Raw genomic sequence first — 16,747 nt, forward strand, 5'->3', positions numbered from 1 at the left:
GCTCCCTCAGGTTTGTACAGCGCACAAAAAAGCCCGCATTGCTGCGGGCTTTTTTATGGGTACTTGCTTAGAAGCGGAACACTTCCAGATCGGTACGAATCGGCGTTGCCAGAGGAATCTTCGGCTTCTCCGGCTCTTTGCGCACCTGCACCGGCGCGGCCTTCTTCGGCGCCTCTTCAACAATCGGAGGCTGGTTGGCCAAAGGCTTGAGGGCAATGCTCAACTGCTCAGCGAGCTTTTGCAGCAACTGCCCCTGGGCCTGAACCTGCGCCGCCGAGCTACCCTGGTGCTGCTGCTCAAGGTGAACAATGCGGTTGTCCCGGACCTGGCCACGGCGATCAAGCAAACGCCACTGGGCATCCAGAATCGCCGGTTGGTTAGTGCCGGAGTCCAGACGGGTAATCGACAGAAGGACCTGCACATCCGGCGTGAAGCCGGTATTAGCCGGTGCCAGCACTACGCGCTGGCTGTCCAGGCGCCAGGCCAGCTGACGGACCAGCAACTGATCGATATCTGCCGACAGGCTGCCAGCCCAGCGGCCATCGGTCGCTGCGGTCAGGCTGCCATCGGACTGGCGCTGCAGCAGGGTCTCGCGCTGCAGGTAGTCGGCGACCGATACCGGGCCGAGCACGACAGCCATGCCCGCGCTTTGCTTGGGTTGGCCAGGCTCACCACTGTCGAGCTGATACAGGGATACCGGCTGGTGCATGCTGCAACCGGCCAGACCGAGCACGCCACTCATCAGCAGAACAAACGGAAGGCGCAGAAATTTCATCATCCCATCCAGGCGGTCGCCACAAGGCAAACCGCAGTGATACTCATATAGATTCATTCGGGCACACAGCTACGCTGGCACCGCAAGGGCCCTATCATCCGCGAAATAGCGGCACGACTCCAGTGTTTCAACCACGAACGGGTGCTAATTTACCCATTCGCAGCCTCTATCCCGGCTTATACGGGATTTTCCACCAACAACGCATCAACCCGCTGGAAGCCCCGTGGCAGTTTATTGCCTCGACGGCCACGCTCCCCTTTGTAATGCTCGAGGTCATCGGCCTTCAGTGACAGCGTACGCTTACCGGCCTGCAACACAAGGGTCGCGCCATCGGCAATGACCGCCAGATCGGTGACGAACTCCTCACGACTGGCAACCCGGTCGCCGGGAATCCCGATGATCTTGTTGCCCTTGCCTTTGCCCAGCTGTGGCAAGTCGCTGATCTTGAAGATCAACAGACGACCTTCGGTGGTCACCGCTGCCAGCCAGTTCAATTCGCGGTCAGCCACCGCACGCGGGGCAATGACCTTGGCACCATTGGGAAGGCTGAGCAACGCCTTGCCGGCCTTGTTCTTGGCCTGCAGGTCTTCGCCTTTGACCACGAAGCCGTAGCCGGCGTCGGAAGCGATTACATACAGTGCATCATCTTCAGGCAGCAGCACACACTCGAAGCCCGCCCCCGGCGGCGGCGTCAGACGACCGGTCAGCGGTTCGCCCTGGCCACGTGCCGAAGGCAAGGTATGCGCGGCGACCGAATAACTGCGCCCGGTGGAGTCGATGAACACGGCAAACTGATTGGAACGCCCGGCAGCGGCGGTCTTGAAACCGTCACCGGCCTTGTAGGACAGGCCCGTGGCGTCGATATCATGACCTTTGGCGCAACGTACCCAGCCTTTTTCCGACAACACCACCGTCACCGGCTCGGTCGGCATCAATTCATTTTCCGACAGCGCCTTGGCTTCAGCACGCTCGACGATCGGCGAACGACGATTGTCGCCGTAGGTTTCAGCATCCTTGATCAGCTCGGCACGCACCAGCTTGCGCAACTTGCTTTCGCTGCCCAGCAGCGCGATCAGCTTGGCTTGTTCCTTGGCCAGCTCGTCCTGCTCATTGCGGATCTTCATCTCTTCCAGCCGCGCCAGCTGGCGCAGGCGGGTTTCGAGGATGTACTCGGCCTGGGTTTCAGTCAGGTCGAAGCGCGCGATCAGCGCGGCTTTGGGCTGATCCTCGGTGCGGATGATGTGGATCACTTCATCCAGGTTGAGGAACGCAACCAGCAAGCCTTCGAGCAGATGCAGGCGGCGCTCGACCTTGTCCAGACGAAATTGCAGGCGGCGGCGCACGGTCTGTACGCGGAATTCAAGCCATTCGACCAGCAGCGCACGCAGGTTCTTCAGCTGCGGGCGTCCATCCAGGCCGATAATGTTGACGTTGACCCGGTAGCTGGACTCAAGGTCGGTGGTGGCGAACAGGTGTTGCATCAGCTCGTCGAGGTCAACCCGGTTGGAGCGGGCGATGATCACAATGCGGCACGGGTTTTCGTGGTCCGACTCATCGCGCAGGTCTGCCACCATCGGCAGCTTCTTGGCCTGCATCTGTGCGGCGATCTGCTCCAGTACCTTGGCCCCGGAGACCTGATGCGGCAGTGCCGTGACGACGATATCGCCATCTTCAATGCGGTAGACCGCGCGCATGCGCACCGAGCCGCGACCGCTTTCGTAAATTTTCAGCAGTTCCGCGCGCGGCGTGATGATCTCCGCTTCGGTCGGGTAGTCCGGGCCCTGGATATGCTCGCAAAGCTGCTCGACCGTAGCTTTCGGCTCGTCCAGCAGGCGCACGCAGGCGCTGGCGACTTCGCGCAGGTTGTGCGGCGGCACGTCGGTGGCCATGCCCACGGCAATACCGGTGGTACCGTTGAGCAGGATGTTCGGCAAACGTGCCGGCAGTACCGCAGGCTCATCCAGGGTACCGTCGAAGTTCGGTACCCAGTCGGCAGTGCCCTGGCCCAGCTCGCTGAGCAGCACTTCGGAGTAGCGCGACAGGCGCGCCTCGGTATAACGCATGGCGGCGAACGATTTCGGATCGTCCGGCGCACCCCAGTTGCCCTGGCCATCGACCAGGGTGTAGCGGTAGCTGAACGGCTGGGCCATCAGCACCATGGCTTCATAGCACGCCGAGTCACCGTGGGGGTGGAACTTGCCGAGTACGTCACCCACGGTACGCGCCGACTTCTTGTGCTTGGAATCGGCGTCCAGGCCCAGTTCGCTCATGGCATAGACGATGCGTCGCTGCACCGGCTTCAGGCCGTCGCCGATATGCGGCAAGGCGCGGTCCATGATCACGTACATGGAGTAGTTGAGGTAGGCCTGTTCGGTGAAGTCAGCCAGTGACCGGCGCTCTACGCCATCGAGGCTGAGATCAAGGGAGTCGCTCATGCGGGCCTCATCATTTCAGGTTCTGGCGCAGCAGCAAGGTGCCACCACGCTGGGTAAATTCGAGTTGTTTCAGGGCACTCATGCCCAGTAGTACCTGGTCGCCATCCAGCCCTGGTACCACCAGGGCGCGCACTTCGCGCAGCAGAATGTCACCCAGTTGCAGCGTGCCAAGACGGGTGCGATAGCCCTGGGTCCGGCCATTGGCGGTACTCAACATCACCGGGGCGCCACGCTCAAGATCAAGCCTTGCGGCCAGCTGTTCGGGAATTGCCACGTCGGTGGCACCGGTATCGAGGAGAAAATGTACTGCCTGGCCATTGATCTGACCATCGGCGACAAAGTGGCCCTGGCCGTTACCTGCCAGCTGCACCTCGATAAAACCTTCGCCGTGCTGGGAGCGGACCTGTGCATTGGGGTTGGCCTGACGCTGCTCCCAATCACCGAAAAAACGTGTGGCCAGGAACAATCCGGCCGCCCAGGCCAGGACCAGCAGTACCCTGCCAGCACGCTTGCCTGGAGGCTGACTCACGATTTACTGCTCCAGCCGCCAGCTGGAGCGGCAAAACGCCAGACAACCGGCCGCGACTCGCCATCGTTGCGGGTTGCACCATTGTTGTCCAAGCCGATCCAGGCACCTTCGGCATCGATCACCAGTGCCTCGGCCAGGCCAAATGGCTGGGAGTACAGACGCGGCTCGGTCAAGCCACCCTCAGCGTACGACCAGCAGCGCTCGACCTTGGCGCTCGCCGTGTCGCGCCGGCAGATACGATGGGCGTTGCGTTCCAGGGTGAACAGCTTGTCGTTGAACAGTGCCAGGTCAGCAAAATCCCGTGGTAGCGCTCGCGCGCCGGGCATCTGCGGCGGCTGCATTTCGACCCCGGCCTCACTGAGCAGCACGCAGCCATTGCCGCAATTCCAGACGGTCTGCTGGCGATTGATCAGCAACAGGCCGCGGCGCTCGCGCTCGGCCGCCAGCCAGATGCGATCACCGGCCGGGCTCACCGCCAGGCCTTCGAACAGGGCGTTGAAATGCAGGAGCATGCCACTGGCCCGCGCCTGACGCACCATGCTCGGGTCGATCTTCAGCCAGTTCGGCTCGCCGTCGACCGGCACCTGCAACACGCCAGCATGCGCCTCGCTGACCAGGTAGCGGTTACCTGCGGCATCACAACTGATGCCTTCGAAATCCAGATCGCCGCCACGAACCTTGCCGACTGCCCAGGTCCGCGAACGAATGCCCCAGGGCAAGCCGCTTTCCGGCACCGGCGGCGCCGCCACCGGCACCGATTCGGCCTGCCATACCGGCGCCTGGGTATTGAGCCGGTAAATCAGGTCGTCATCGCGGTCTGACACCGTCCATAGCTCACCCTTGCACAGCGCCAGGCCCGACAGGTTGCCACCGCGCATGCCCTCGACCGGGTACTCGGCGACAAACTTCAACTCCGGCCACGGCGCGGCCTGCGATGACAGGGCAAAAACGCCAAGCACTGCTGCCAGGAGTGAACGAATCAAGCCAGGACCTCGGCCAGGTTGCCTTTGGACTCCAGCCAGTTCTTACGGTCGCCGGCACGCTTCTTGGCCAGCAGCATGTCCATGATCTCGCGGGTGCCGTCCAGATCGTCCAGGGTCAACTGGACCAGACGGCGGGTGTTCGGATCCATGGTGGTTTCACGCAGCTGCGGCGGGTTCATTTCACCCAGGCCTTTGAATCGCGTGACCTGCGGCTTGCCGCGTTTCTTCTCGGCGACCAGGCGATCGAGGATGCCATCACGCTCGGCTTCATCGAGGGCGTAATAGATTTCCTTGCCCAGGTCGATACGGTACAGCGGCGGCATGGCCACGTAGACGTGACCGGCTTCGACCAGCGGACGGAAATGCTGGACGAACAGTGCGCAGAGCAAGGTGGCGATGTGCAGACCGTCGGAGTCGGCGTCGGCGAGGATGCAGATCTTGCCGTAGCGCAGCTGGCTCATGTCGGCAGCGCCAGGATCGACGCCGATGGCCACGGCGATGTTGTGCACCTCCTGGCTGGCCAGGACTTCACCACCGTCGACTTCCCAGGTGTTGAGGATCTTGCCGCGCAGCGGCAGGATCGCCTGAAACTCCTTGTCGCGCGCCTGCTTGGCCGAACCACCTGCCGAGTCACCCTCGACCAGGAACAGCTCGGCTCGCATCGGGTCCTGCCCGGCGCAGTCGGCCAGCTTGCCCGGCAATGCCGGACCCTGGGTAACGCGCTTGCGTTCGACCTTCTTGCTGGCTTTGAGTCGACGTCCGGCATTGTTGATGGCCAGCTCGGCAAGCTGCATGCCCAGCTCGGGGTTCGCATTGAGCCACAGGCTGAAGGCGTCCTTGACCACCCCGGAGACGAATGCAGCGGCCTCACGGGACGACAGGCGTTCCTTGGTCTGCCCGGAGAATTGCGGCTCCTGCATTTTCATCGACAGGACGAAGCTGATGCGTTCCCAGACATCTTCGGGTGCCAGCTTGACACCACGAGGCAACAGATTGCGGAACTCGCAGAACTCGCGCATGGCATCGAGCAAGCCTTGGCGCAGGCCGTTGACGTGCGTGCCGCCCTGGGCGGTAGGAATCAGGTTGACGTAGCTTTCCTGGATGCTGTCGCCGCCCTCGGGCAACCACAACAGGGCCCAGTCGGCAGCTTCCTTGTTCCCCGCCAGGCTGCCGCAGAACGGCTCGTCGGGCAAGCGCAGGAAATCGCTGACCGAGTCGACCAGGTAGGAACGCAGGCCGTCTTCATAGTGCCATTCGACTTTTTCGCCGCTGGCCTTGTCTTCGAAGCTGACCAGCAGTCCCGGGCACAAGACCGCTTTGGCCTTGAGCACGTGCTTGAGGCGGCTGATGGAAAACTTCGGTGAATCGAAATACTTCGGATCCGGCGCGAAATACACGCTGGTACCGGTGTTGCGCTTGCCAACCGTACCGACGACTTCCAGCTCGCTGGCCTTGTAGCCGTCGGCGAAGGTCATCTGGTACTCGTTGCCGTCGCGCTTGACCTTGACCCGCACCTGGCTGGACAAGGCGTTGACCACGGAAATACCCACGCCGTGCAGACCCCCGGAGAACTGGTAGTTCTTGTTGGAGAACTTGCCGCCGGCGTGCAGCTTGGTGAGGATCAGTTCGACCCCGGAAACACCCTCTTCCGGGTGGATATCCACGGGCATGCCGCGACCGTCATCGGACACTTCCAGCGAGTGGTCGGCGTGCAGGATCACCTGCACCGACTTGGCGTGCCCGGCCAGGGCTTCGTCGACACTGTTGTCGATGACTTCCTGGGCCAGGTGGTTCGGCCGGCTGGTGTCGGTGTACATGCCCGGGCGTTTGCGCACCGGGTCAAGGCCCGAGAGGACTTCGATGGCGTCTGCGTTATAGGCACTAGCGCTGGGAATGGCCATGGGGTCTCGTCGTCAGTCGTGGGTGAAAATAAGTCATCAAAATACAGAAAAATCGAGCGATTGATACTGCTGTGGCGCAATGCCGGCAAAGCTCAACAAGGCTGGCAGGTGCTCGGCAAAGCCCTGGAAACTGTGATCGCCACCAGCCTGGATGCGCAGCGCGCAGGCCCGGTAGAACTGTTCGGCCTGGCGGTAGTCCAGGGTTTCATCGGCGGTTTGCAGCCAGACCTGATAGCGCCCGGCATCCGTCGGCGGCGCCACCTCAAGTTCGGCCAGGGCCTGCACATGATCGAGGGTCAGCTCCCAGGACTCACCGGTGTAGTGGTTCTGCTGAGTGCCCAGAAAGCCATCGAAACGCCGGTGCGGGTTGACCGCCGGGTTGATCAGCAATGCCTTGAGCCCATGGCGCTCGGCCAGGTGGGTGGCATAGTAGCCGCCGAGCGAGCTGCCGACCAGTAATGGCGATTCGAGCTCGGCAATCGCAGCTTCGAGCTGAGCCATGGCCTGGCGCGGGTGATGGTGCAGCGCTGGCACCCGCAGGCGTTCGCCCAGGCCGATCTGCGCCATCACTGCAATCAATTGGCAGGCTTTCTTGGACGAGGGCGCGCTGTTGAACCCGTGTATATAGAGAATCGAACCCGACATGCCGCCCCCGGTGCACTTCATTCGCCTGACGGTGCCAGGCAGGAAAGCGCGCATTTTAGCCTGTTCAACGGCAGATGGAGCAGTTTCACCCATTCAGCAACACTTAATAGCCGTCGCCTTCATAGTCGACCGTGAACACAAAGTCGGTTACCCGCGAGACCCCGGTGTCGATCGAGCCATCGTCATGCAAGCGCAACCAGCGGTAGCCGGGAGCCTGCTCACCGACCTTGAAGTCCTCACTGCCGGGCTCGAACTGAATGCAGGTGGAGGGTGAGGCCAATAGCCGCAGACCGTCACGCCGCTCATCCCATTCCTGGTGCACATGCCCCCACAGCAAGGCCCGCGCCTGTGGATAACCGTTCAGCAGGGCAAACAGTGCGTCAGCATTGCGCAGGCCGATCGGCGCCATCCAGGCGCAACCGATGGGCACCGGCTGGTGATGAAAACAGATCAGATGGTGACGCTCGGGCGCCTCTTTCAAGGACTGCTCGAGCAGCGCCAACTGGCGCTCATCAAGCACGCCCGGCACGGATCCCGGCACCGCTGAATTGAGCATCAGGATACGCCAGTTACCGATATCGACCAGCGGCTTGAGCAGATCACTGCCCTGCGCCACGCGCTCCATCGGCACAGGCTCGTCATGATTACCGGCGAGCCAGCGCGCCGGGGCCCCGAGGCTTGCCGTCAAATCACGAAAATATTCGTAGGAGGCTTCGCTGCCATCCTGAGACAAATCGCCAGTAGCCAGCAGCAGGTCGATTCGCGGCTGCTCTTCACGCACGCGTTCGACCACCCGCTGCAAGCTGTCGCGGGTATTCATGCCCAGCAGCGTGCCCTGCCCGTCGGCGAACAGATGGCTGTCAGTCAGTTGCACCAGGTACAAGGATGCATCGCTATGCGGGATCGATTGTTGCGGCAAGGGCCGACTCCTTGAAAGGATTCAGCGCGATTATGGCGGCACGCGGCGCTTGAGCAAATACGCGAAAACGACCGCCGTCACATTTCAGCGAACTGCGGCCAGTTCATGGCCACAGGCCAGACAGTGACTGAGCCACTCACCGAGGAACAGATTGAGCTGCGCTTTTTCGTCAGGCTGGTGCATCGCCGCATTCGGATAGGGATAGATGCTGCGAAAACGCCGGGCGTGCTCGGCGCTGACCACTTCGGCCATGCGCGCATCGTGATACACCTGCACTTCCAGCTGTGGCACCGGCAGCCATGGCAGGCTGTGCTCCTGGCGCACGCGCAGGGTGGTGGTGTAGGGACAGGCGAGCACCACATCGAGGACCAGCACGCCGAGCATCTGGTCACCCTGGGTCATACCGATGCGGCGCGAACTCATGGTGCTGCGCATGTCCGGCAACAAGCGCATCAAACGCGCATAGTTGGCCTCGCAGGCAGCCTGCAACCCGACCAGATCGACCCGGTAGCGTTCGCGCAACAGATTCACGACCATAGCCCCCTGACTTCATCTCGATTCAAGGCCAGCCATTGCAGGGCAATAATGCTTGCCGCGTTGGCGATCAGCCCATCGCGCACGGCCTGCATGGCATCCTCGAACGCCCAGACCTTGACGCGAATGTCTTCACCCTCTTCCTCCAGCCCGTGCAGGCCGCCCGCCCCAACGCTGCTGCACTGGCCCAGATACAAATGAACGAACTCATCGCTGCCGCCAGGTGACGGGAAATACCGGGTCATCGGCCACAGCGCTTTGAACACAAGCCCAGCTTCCTCCTGCGCCTCGCGGTGTGCAACTTCTTCCGGTGCTTCATCTTTATCGATCAGACCAGCGACCAGTTCGATCAACCAAGGGTTGGCGACCTTGCCCATGGCACCGACGCGAAACTGCTCGATCAGCACCACTTCATCACGTACAGGATCGTAGGGCAGCACACAGACGGCATCATGGCGAACGAACAGCTCACGGCTGATCTCGCGCCCCATGCCACCGGCGAACAGCTCGTGACGCAAGCGAACCCGGTCAAGCTGGTAGAAGCCCTTGAAGCAGTTGACCCTTTCGACGATCTCGACGTCCGTGGGCACAGGTTTCAGCGTGTCTGACATGGAAATCCTCATAACCTCGTGTACTGCATCGCGCCATCCTAACCTGCGCACCGCCACGTTTCACCCCTTTCAACTTGCAGGCCGGGCTGCGAGGATAGACAGCCTGCTGATATTCAGCTTAGTGGCGAACTGAAGGCCTTGCCGACGGTCCAAGCCCGATCACCTTTGCCTTACAAGGATCATCATGACGCTTGTGAAACTAACTACCGTGGCCGTGCTGGCCTTGGTCCTGGGCGCTTGTCAAAGCCTGTTCCAGCCCAACATGCGCACGCCACTGGAGGTCAAGCGCGACCGCTGGGAGCACATCAAGCCCGGTTGCAACACGGCCGATTGCCCGCTGGTCAATATCGACACCATTCACTTCCCGGCCAACCCGAAACTGGACGCGATCGTCGAAAAACGTCTGTTGCAAATGACCCAGGACAACCAGCACAGCGCCCTGCCCGCTTCGCTAAAAGCCTACGAAGACCAGTTCATGGCCACCGCCGAGACCCGCCATAGCAGCTACCTGCAAGCCAAGGTACGCGAGCAGCATGACGGACTGGTGATCATCGAACTGTCCAGCTACCTGGACACCGGCGGTGCCCATGGTATGCCGGGGCGCGGCTTCATCAACTACTCGCGTCAGCAGGACAAGGTCCTGACCCTGCAGGACATGCTGGTGCCGGGCCAGGAAGCGACGTTCTGGAAGACCGCCGAGGAAGCCCACCGGGCCTGGCTGATCAGCACCGGCATGGACAAGGACGCCGAGTTCGTCAAAACCTGGCCGTTCCGCCAGACCCCGCATATCGCCCTGACCTACGGCGCGGTAGTGCTCAAGTACGAAGTGTATGCCATCGCCCCGTATTCCATGGGCCACATCGAACTGAAGATCCCCTACCCGCGCCTGAACGGTGTGATCAAGCCGGAGTTGTTTCCGGGTCGCGGCTGACCGACGGCGCTGCCGCCCAGTACACGCACCCTGCCAGCAGCAAGGCGGGCAGGGTCGAGCCGAGATCGGCAGCGTAATGCGCCAGCAGATGGTAGGTGGCGACGCCGCAGGCCCAGGCGATCAGAGCGCGCCAGTGCAGGCTCTGGATCGGACTGGCGTCACTGCGACGGCGACGCACGACGAAATGATCGACCAGCACCACGCCGAACAGCGGGGCGAACACCGAGCCGATCAGCAGCAGGAAGTTCTGGTACTGCGCCAGCGGCGCGAAGCAGGCGATCAAGGTGCACAGCACACCGATGGCCAATGCCAGATGCTCGACCTTCAAGCGAATCAGCAGGCCAGTTGATACCGCCGCCGAATGGATGTCGGCGAAGGCCTTTTCCGATTCATCGAGCAGAATCAGCAGCAAGGGAATTCCGATACCGGCACCGGCCAGCGCCAACAGCAAGGTATTGACCTCGCCCGCCGGCGCGAAGGCCAGGGTATAGGCCACGCCCAGACTCATCATCCACACGTTGCCGACGAAATAGCCCAGCGCCGTACCAAAAAACACCCGGCTGCCATGGCGGCTGAAGCGGGAATAGTCGGCAATCAACGGCAGCCACGACAACGGCATGGCAATGGCGATGTCGATACCCACCGCCAGCGACATCGAACCATCACCGGCACGTGCCCAGAGGGCGGCGAGATCAGCCTTGGCAAACAGGTTCCAGGTCAGCCACAGGCAGGCACCGAGCAACAACCAGATGCCCCATTTGCGCAGAATCTTGCGCACGAAAGTCAACGGCCCGCTGACCGCCAGCAGGGTTGCCAGGGCGCCGAAGCACAAGGTCCACAGCAAGGGGTTGGTCAGCGCACTGCCTTCGCCGAAGGCGCGGGCACCGAGCAGACTGGCGGCATCACGCATGACGATGATTTCGAACGAGCCCCAGCCGATCAGCTGCAGCAGGTTGAGCAGCGCTGGCAGGCGGGCGCCTTCGCGACCGAGACTGCGCCGCAGCGCCGCCATGGACGACAGGCCGGTATCGCTGCCGATGACGCCAACGGCCGCCAGCAGCAAGACCCCCACGCTGGTACCGATGATGATCGCCAGCACCGCATTGGCCAGGCCTAGGCCAGGGCCAAGCAAGGCGCCGGTCTGCAGGACCATCAGGCCGATGCCCAGGGAGAACCATAGGGAACAGAGGTCGCGACCGCTGAGGACGCGTTGCCCGGCGGTTACCGGGTGATCGGGGGAGAACTGACTGGGTGTGCTCACAAGGGTGATCTCGACAGGGAGAAAATTGTTGTTCGGGCCCTATCGCTGGCAAGGCCAGCTCCCACAAGAGTCTGTATGCAGTCCCCTGTGGGAGCCGGCCTTGCCGGCGACGCGGTGTGCACGGCACACCGCCTGAACAGGCCGATCAGACCTTCTTGTACAACTGGCTGCCTTCCTGGCGGAACCGCTCGGCCTGCTCGCGCATGCCGTCCTCGACCGCCACATCCACCGCATCAATGCGCTGGTTGGCGGCGTACTCACGCACTTCCTGGGTAATTTTCATCGAGCAGAACTTCGGCCCGCACATCGAGCAGAAGTGCGCGACCTTGGCCGAATCCTTGGGCAGGGTCTCATCATGGAACGAACGCGCGGTATCCGGATCCAGGCCAAGGTTGAACTGGTCTTCCCAACGGAACTCGAAACGCGCCTTGGACAAGGCATTGTCACGGATCTGCGCGCCCGGATGCCCCTTGGCAAGGTCGGCGGCGTGGGCGGCGATCTTGTAGGTGATGATCCCGGTCTTGACGTCATCCTTGTTCGGCAGGCCCAGGTGTTCCTTGGGTGTCACGTAGCAGAGCATGGCGCAACCGAACCAGCCGATCATCGCCGCGCCGATACCGGAGGTGATGTGGTCGTAACCTGGCGCGATGTCGGTGGTCAGTGGGCCGAGGGTGTAGAACGGTGCTTCGTCACAGCATTCCAGCTGCTTGTCCATGTTCTCCTTGATCAACTGCATCGGCACGTGGCCCGGGCCTTCGATCATGCACTGGACATCGTGTTTCCAGGCGATCTTGGTCAGCTCGCCAAGGGTCTCCAGTTCGCCGAATTGCGCCGCATCGTTGGCATCGGCAATCGAACCCGGACGCAGGCCGTCGCCCAGCGAGAAGCTGACGTCGTAGGCCTTCATGATTTCGCAGATTTCGTCGAAATGGGTGTAGAGGAAGTTCTCTTTGTGATGCGCCAGGCACCACTTGGCCATGATCGAACCGCCACGGCTGACGATGCCGGTAACGCGCTTGGCGGTCAGCGGCACATAGCGCAACAGCACGCCGGCGTGAATGGTGAAGTAGTCCACGCCCTGCTCGGCCTGCTCGATCAGGGTGTCGCGGAACAGCTCCCAGGTCAGGTCTTCGGCGACGCCATTGACCTTTTCCAGGGCCTGGTAGATTGGCACGGTACCGATCGGCACGGGCGAGTTGCGGATGATCCACTCGCGGGTTTCGTGGATGTGCTTGCCGGTGGACAAGTCCATGACCGTGTCCGACCCCCAACGGATACCCCAGGTCAGCTTGGCCACTTCTTCTTCGATCGAAGAGCCCAGCGCACTGTTACCGATGTTGCCGTTGATCTTCACCAGGAAGTTGCGGCCGATGATCATCGGCTCCAGTTCAACGTGGTTGATGTTGGCCGGAATGATCGCGCGACCACGGGCGATCTCCTCACGGACGAACTCGGCGGTGATTTCCTTGGGGATGCTGGCACCGAAGCTGTGGCCCGGGTGCTGCTGGTCGAGCAGGCCGGCGGCGCGGGCTTCTTGCAGCTTCATGTTCTCGCGGATGGCGACGTATTCCATCTCGGCGGTGATGATGCCCTGGCGCGCGTAGTGCATCTGGCTGACGTTGGCGCCGGCCTTGGCCCGGCGCGGATTGCGCACATGGGCAAAACGCAGCTTGGTCAGCTCGGCATCCGCCAGACGCTGCTGGCCAAAGTCCGACGACAACCCGGGCAGGCGCTCGGTGTCACCACGGGCGTCGATCCAGGCCGAACGCACATCGCTCAGGCCTTTGCGCACGTCGATGACGACATTGGGGTCGGTGTAGGGGCCGGAAGTGTCGTAGACCAGCACCGGCGCGTTGGCTTCACCGCCGAAATCGGTCGGGGTGTCGTCCAGGCTGATTTCACGCATCGGCACGCGGATGTCCGGGCGCGAGCCTTCGACATAGATTTTGCGCGAACGGGTGAACGGCTGTACGGACTGCTGATCGACCTGGGCCGACTCACTCAGATTGGTCAGGTATTTTTCTTGTTTACTCATCACAGGCTCTCCAGACGGCTTCCTAGCAGTGGAATGTCGGGGAGAACCTGAAAGGCACGGACGCACCAGGAGCGGTGCTGTGCCAGATGTGCGGGGATGCCTGCAGCTATTTACGGCTGGCTCGACATTCCCGGACCTGACACAAGAGACTCGCCGGGAAAGCGAGAAATCTTGTTCCCTACGCAGGCGCTAACCTGATCAGGTTCAACGGGATCCGGATTATCCGATCTCAGCCTCAACGCAAGGCACCCCGACAAGAACGCGTCCAGTCTAGACTGGACGCCGCTGCAAAGCCAACAGTACAAACACGGTGACGATAAATGGTGTAATTGGCAGATTGTTGCAAAGTGCCCGCGCATCTACACTCACCGGTTCAGAAAGACTCAATCGTTCAAGGATCGCCCTATGCTGCGCAAACTTTCACTGGCCCTTGCCGTGTCTTGTGCTATCAACGGAATGGCCTGGGCAGCAGACGCGCCCTTGTCAGCGAAAACCGATCTGGTCAGCGTCTACCAGGAGGCTGTGGACAACAACGCCGACCTCGCCGCAGCCCGCGCCAACTACGGCGCGCAAAAGGAAGTGGTACCTCAGGCCCGTGCCGGCCTGCTGCCAAACCTTTCGGCCGGTGCCGAAATGCAGAGCACCCGGACCAAGCTCGATGATCCATCGATCACCTCCAACCGCAGCGGCAACTCATGGTCGGCAACCCTGGCCCAGCCGGTGTTCCGTGCCGATCGCTGGTTCCAGTTGCAGGCTGCCGAAGCGGTCAACGAACAGGCGGCGCTGGAGCTGTCGGCCACTGAGCAGAACCTGATCCTGCAAACTGCCGAGAACTATTTCGCGGTGCTGCGCGCCCAGGACAACCTGGCCTCGACCAAAGCCGAAGAAGCCGCTTTCAAGCGTCAGCTGGACCAGTCCAATGAACGTTTCGATGTCGGCCTTTCGGACAAGACCGACGTCCTGCAGTCCCAGGCCAGTTACGACACGGCCCGGGCCAACCGGATCGTCGCGCAACGCCAGGTCGATGACGCGTTCGAAGCACTGATCACCCTGACCAACCGCAACTACGACGCGATCCAGGGCATCCGCCACACCCTGCCGGTGCAGGTCCCGGTGCCGAATGACGCCACGTCCTGGGTCGAAACCGCCGGTAAGCAGAACCTCAATCTGCAAGCGACCAACTACGCCGTCACCGCCGCCGAAGAAACCCTGCGCCAGCGCAAGGCCGGGCACGCGCCAACCCTGGATGCGGTAGCGCAGTACCAGAAAGGCGACAACGACAACCTCGGTTTCACCAACCCCAACCTCGGCGGGACCATCAGCGGCGACGTCGAACAGACCAGCGTTGGCCTGCAGCTGAACATTCCGATCTACAGCGGCGGCCTGACCAGCTCGCAAGTGCGCGAGGCCTATCAGCGCCTGAGCCAGAGCGAACAGCAGCGTGAAAGCCTGCGTCGCCAGGTGGTGGAAAACACCCGCAACCTGCACCGTGCGGTCAATACCGACGTGGAGCAGGTGCAGGCACGCAAGCAGTCGATCATCTCCAACCAGAGCGCTCTGGAAGCCACCGAGATCGGTTACCAGGTCGGTACCCGCAACATCGTCGACGTGCTCGATGCCCAGCGCCAGCTGTACACCTCGGTGCGTGACTACAACAACACCCGCTACGACTACATCCTCGACAACCTGCGCCTGAAGCAGGCGGCGGGCACCTTGAGCCCGCAGGACCTGACCGACCTGAGCCGCTACCTGAAGCCGGACTACAACCCGGACAAGGATTTCCTGCCACCTGATCTGGCGGCATTGGCCAAGGCTAACTTCGACGCCCGGCCTTAAACAGCATCGCGGGGCAAGCCCGCTCCCACCGGATTCAACACTGCTCGGTGGGAGCGGGCTTGCCCCGCGAAAGCTTCAGAGCAACCGTCCCAAGCCATCCAGCAAGCGCTGCAACGCGCCCTGGTTGGCTTTCATTACCGCCCGCCCCGCCTCGCCCATGCGCCGCGCATCCTGCGGCAACTCGATCAGCCGCCGGATCTCGGCCGCCAGCCCCTGGGCATCATCCACCTCCTGCAAAGCGCCAGCGTCGCGCAGCATCGCCGCGATCTCCAGGAAGTTGAACAGGTGCGGACCGCTAATCACCGGCAATGACAAGGCCGCCGGCTCCAGCAGGTTGTGCCCGCCATTGGGTACCAGGCTGCCACCGACAAAGGCAATATCCGCCAAGGCATAAAGAAACAGCAGTTCGCCCATGGTGTCGCCGAGCAGCACTGCACTATCCGCGGCCACCGCAGCGGCACTGGAGCGGCGGACCGTCGGGAACTGTGCCGCGCACAACTCAAACACGCTGTTGAAGCGCTCCGGGTGCCGTGGCACCAGGATCAGCAAGGCATCGGCATGGTGCTCCAGCAACTGGCGATGCGCGGCGAGAATCACTTCGTCCTCGCCCTCATGGGTGCTGGCGGCAATCCACACCGGGCGTTCAGTGGCCTGCCACTGCTCACGCAAGGCCCGAGCACGCGGCAACAGCTGCTCGTCGATACGCAGGTCGAACTTGATCGAACCGGTGACCTGCACACATTCAGCCCGCGCGCCCAGCTGGCGAAAGCGCTCAGCTTCGGCCTCGGTCTGCACCGCGATCAGGCTCATCTCGGCCAGCATCGGCCGGGTCAGCCCGGCGAAGCGTGCATAGCCACGCGCCGAACGCTCGGACAAACGCGCATTGGCCAGCGCCACGGCAATACCGCGCTTGGCGCACTGATGAATATGGTTGGGCCACAACTCGGTTTCAATGATCACCGCCAGCTTCGGCTGGACATGATCGAGAAAGCGCCCAGCCGCCCACGGCAGGTCATAGGGCAGGTAGCAATGCTGAATGCGCGGCTCATCGGCAAACATCGCCCGTACCCGCTCGGAGCCGGTCGGCGTCATGCAGGTAATCGTGATCGGCAGCTGTGGATAAGCCTGCAACAGGGCACGGATCATCGGCGCTGCGGCGATACTTTCGCCTACCGACACCGCATGCACCCAGATACCACCCTTGCGCATGGCGGGCAGGTTCATGGCGAAGCGTTCGCCGATACGCTTGGCGTAGGCTGGCGCCTTGCGCGAACGCAGGAACAGGCGCAGCGCAACCAGCGGCAGGCCCAGGTGAAACAGCAGGGTATAGAGTGTTCTGTTCATGGCGCCGA

The 16,747-nt window shown here is 62.2% G+C and carries 14 protein-coding genes and 1 riboswitch; of the genes, 2 read left to right on the top strand and 12 right to left on the bottom strand.

From position 1 onward, the window contains the following. Positions 1 to 67 precede the first annotated feature (67 nt). The 9 genes from AC07OF_RS18810 to AC07OF_RS18850 form a co-directional block, all read right to left on the bottom strand. The gene (locus tag AC07OF_RS18810) at positions 68 to 775 is read right to left on the bottom strand and encodes a PqiC family protein (protein WP_495073312.1); all 708 of its coding nucleotides are present in this window, start codon (positions 773 to 775) and stop codon (positions 68 to 70) included. A 176-nt stretch (positions 776 to 951) separates the two neighbouring features. Then, the gene (parC, locus tag AC07OF_RS18815; protein ID WP_157194437.1) at positions 952 to 3,210 is read right to left on the bottom strand and encodes a DNA topoisomerase IV subunit A; all 2,259 of its coding nucleotides are present in this window, start codon (positions 3,208 to 3,210) and stop codon (positions 952 to 954) included. 10 nt (positions 3,211 to 3,220) lie between these two features. Then, a complete protein-coding gene (locus tag AC07OF_RS18820; RefSeq protein WP_157194438.1) occupies positions 3,221 to 3,739 on the bottom strand; it encodes a retropepsin-like aspartic protease family protein in 519 nt (172 codons plus the stop codon). Continuing rightward, a complete protein-coding gene (locus AC07OF_RS18825; RefSeq protein WP_495073313.1) occupies positions 3,736 to 4,722 on the bottom strand; it encodes an esterase-like activity of phytase family protein in 987 nt (328 codons plus the stop codon). The genes AC07OF_RS18820 and AC07OF_RS18825 overlap by 4 nt, the downstream gene beginning before the upstream one ends. Further along, on the bottom strand, positions 4,719 to 6,623 hold the full coding sequence (gene parE, locus AC07OF_RS18830) for a DNA topoisomerase IV subunit B (protein ID WP_157194440.1): 1,905 nt from the start codon (positions 6,621 to 6,623) through the stop codon (positions 4,719 to 4,721). The genes AC07OF_RS18825 and parE overlap by 4 nt, the downstream gene beginning before the upstream one ends. Positions 6,624 to 6,659: 36 nt before the next feature. Beyond that, positions 6,660 to 7,268, bottom strand: coding sequence for a YqiA/YcfP family alpha/beta fold hydrolase (locus AC07OF_RS18835; protein WP_157194441.1), 609 nt, complete (start codon positions 7,266 to 7,268; stop codon positions 6,660 to 6,662). Positions 7,269 to 7,371: 103 nt separating this feature from the next. Beyond that, complete coding sequence (gene cpdA, locus AC07OF_RS18840) at positions 7,372 to 8,187, bottom strand: 3',5'-cyclic-AMP phosphodiesterase (RefSeq protein WP_157194442.1); 816 nt, start codon at positions 8,185 to 8,187, stop codon at positions 7,372 to 7,374. Between the two features lie 84 nt (positions 8,188 to 8,271). Further along, complete coding sequence (locus tag AC07OF_RS18845; protein WP_038615250.1) at positions 8,272 to 8,724, bottom strand: DUF1249 domain-containing protein; 453 nt, start codon at positions 8,722 to 8,724, stop codon at positions 8,272 to 8,274. Next, positions 8,715 to 9,332 carry an NUDIX domain-containing protein gene (locus AC07OF_RS18850; RefSeq protein ID WP_157194443.1) on the bottom strand — a complete coding sequence of 206 codons (618 nt, stop codon included), beginning with the start codon at positions 9,330 to 9,332 and terminating at the stop codon, positions 8,715 to 8,717. The genes AC07OF_RS18845 and AC07OF_RS18850 overlap by 10 nt, the downstream gene beginning before the upstream one ends. A 184-nt stretch (positions 9,333 to 9,516) precedes the next feature. On the opposite strand from AC07OF_RS18850, the gene AC07OF_RS18855 reads away from it, so the two are divergent. After that, positions 9,517 to 10,263, top strand: a complete 747-nt coding sequence (locus AC07OF_RS18855; protein ID WP_157194444.1) for an RsiV family protein — start codon at positions 9,517 to 9,519, stop codon at positions 10,261 to 10,263. Here AC07OF_RS18855 and cytX read toward each other — a convergent pair. Next, entirely contained in the window at positions 10,232 to 11,524 is a 1,293-nt protein-coding gene (gene cytX / locus AC07OF_RS18860) for a putative hydroxymethylpyrimidine transporter CytX (protein WP_157194445.1), read from the bottom strand. The two genes, AC07OF_RS18855 and cytX, sit on opposite strands and share 32 nt — an antisense overlap. A 145-nt stretch (positions 11,525 to 11,669) precedes the next feature. Next, positions 11,670 to 13,559 carry a phosphomethylpyrimidine synthase ThiC gene (gene thiC, locus AC07OF_RS18865; RefSeq protein ID WP_157194446.1) on the bottom strand — a complete coding sequence of 630 codons (1,890 nt, stop codon included), beginning with the start codon at positions 13,557 to 13,559 and terminating at the stop codon, positions 11,670 to 11,672. Between the two features lie 158 nt (positions 13,560 to 13,717). Then, positions 13,718 to 13,822, bottom strand: a riboswitch (TPP riboswitch). Positions 13,823 to 13,964: 142 nt separating this feature from the next. Here thiC and AC07OF_RS18870 point away from each other — a divergent pair. Further along, positions 13,965 to 15,395 (top strand): TolC family outer membrane protein, encoded by a 1,431-nt coding sequence (locus tag AC07OF_RS18870; protein WP_157194447.1) that lies wholly within the window; start codon positions 13,965 to 13,967, stop codon positions 15,393 to 15,395. Positions 15,396 to 15,470: 75 nt separating this feature from the next. Here AC07OF_RS18870 and waaA read toward each other — a convergent pair whose 3' ends face one another. Continuing rightward, positions 15,471 to 16,739, bottom strand: coding sequence for a lipid IV(A) 3-deoxy-D-manno-octulosonic acid transferase (waaA, locus tag AC07OF_RS18875; protein ID WP_495073314.1), 1,269 nt, complete (start codon positions 16,737 to 16,739; stop codon positions 15,471 to 15,473). Between the last annotated feature and the right edge of the window lie 8 nt (positions 16,740 to 16,747).

The organism is Pseudomonas sp. GW821-FHT10B02 (assembly GCF_059415665.1).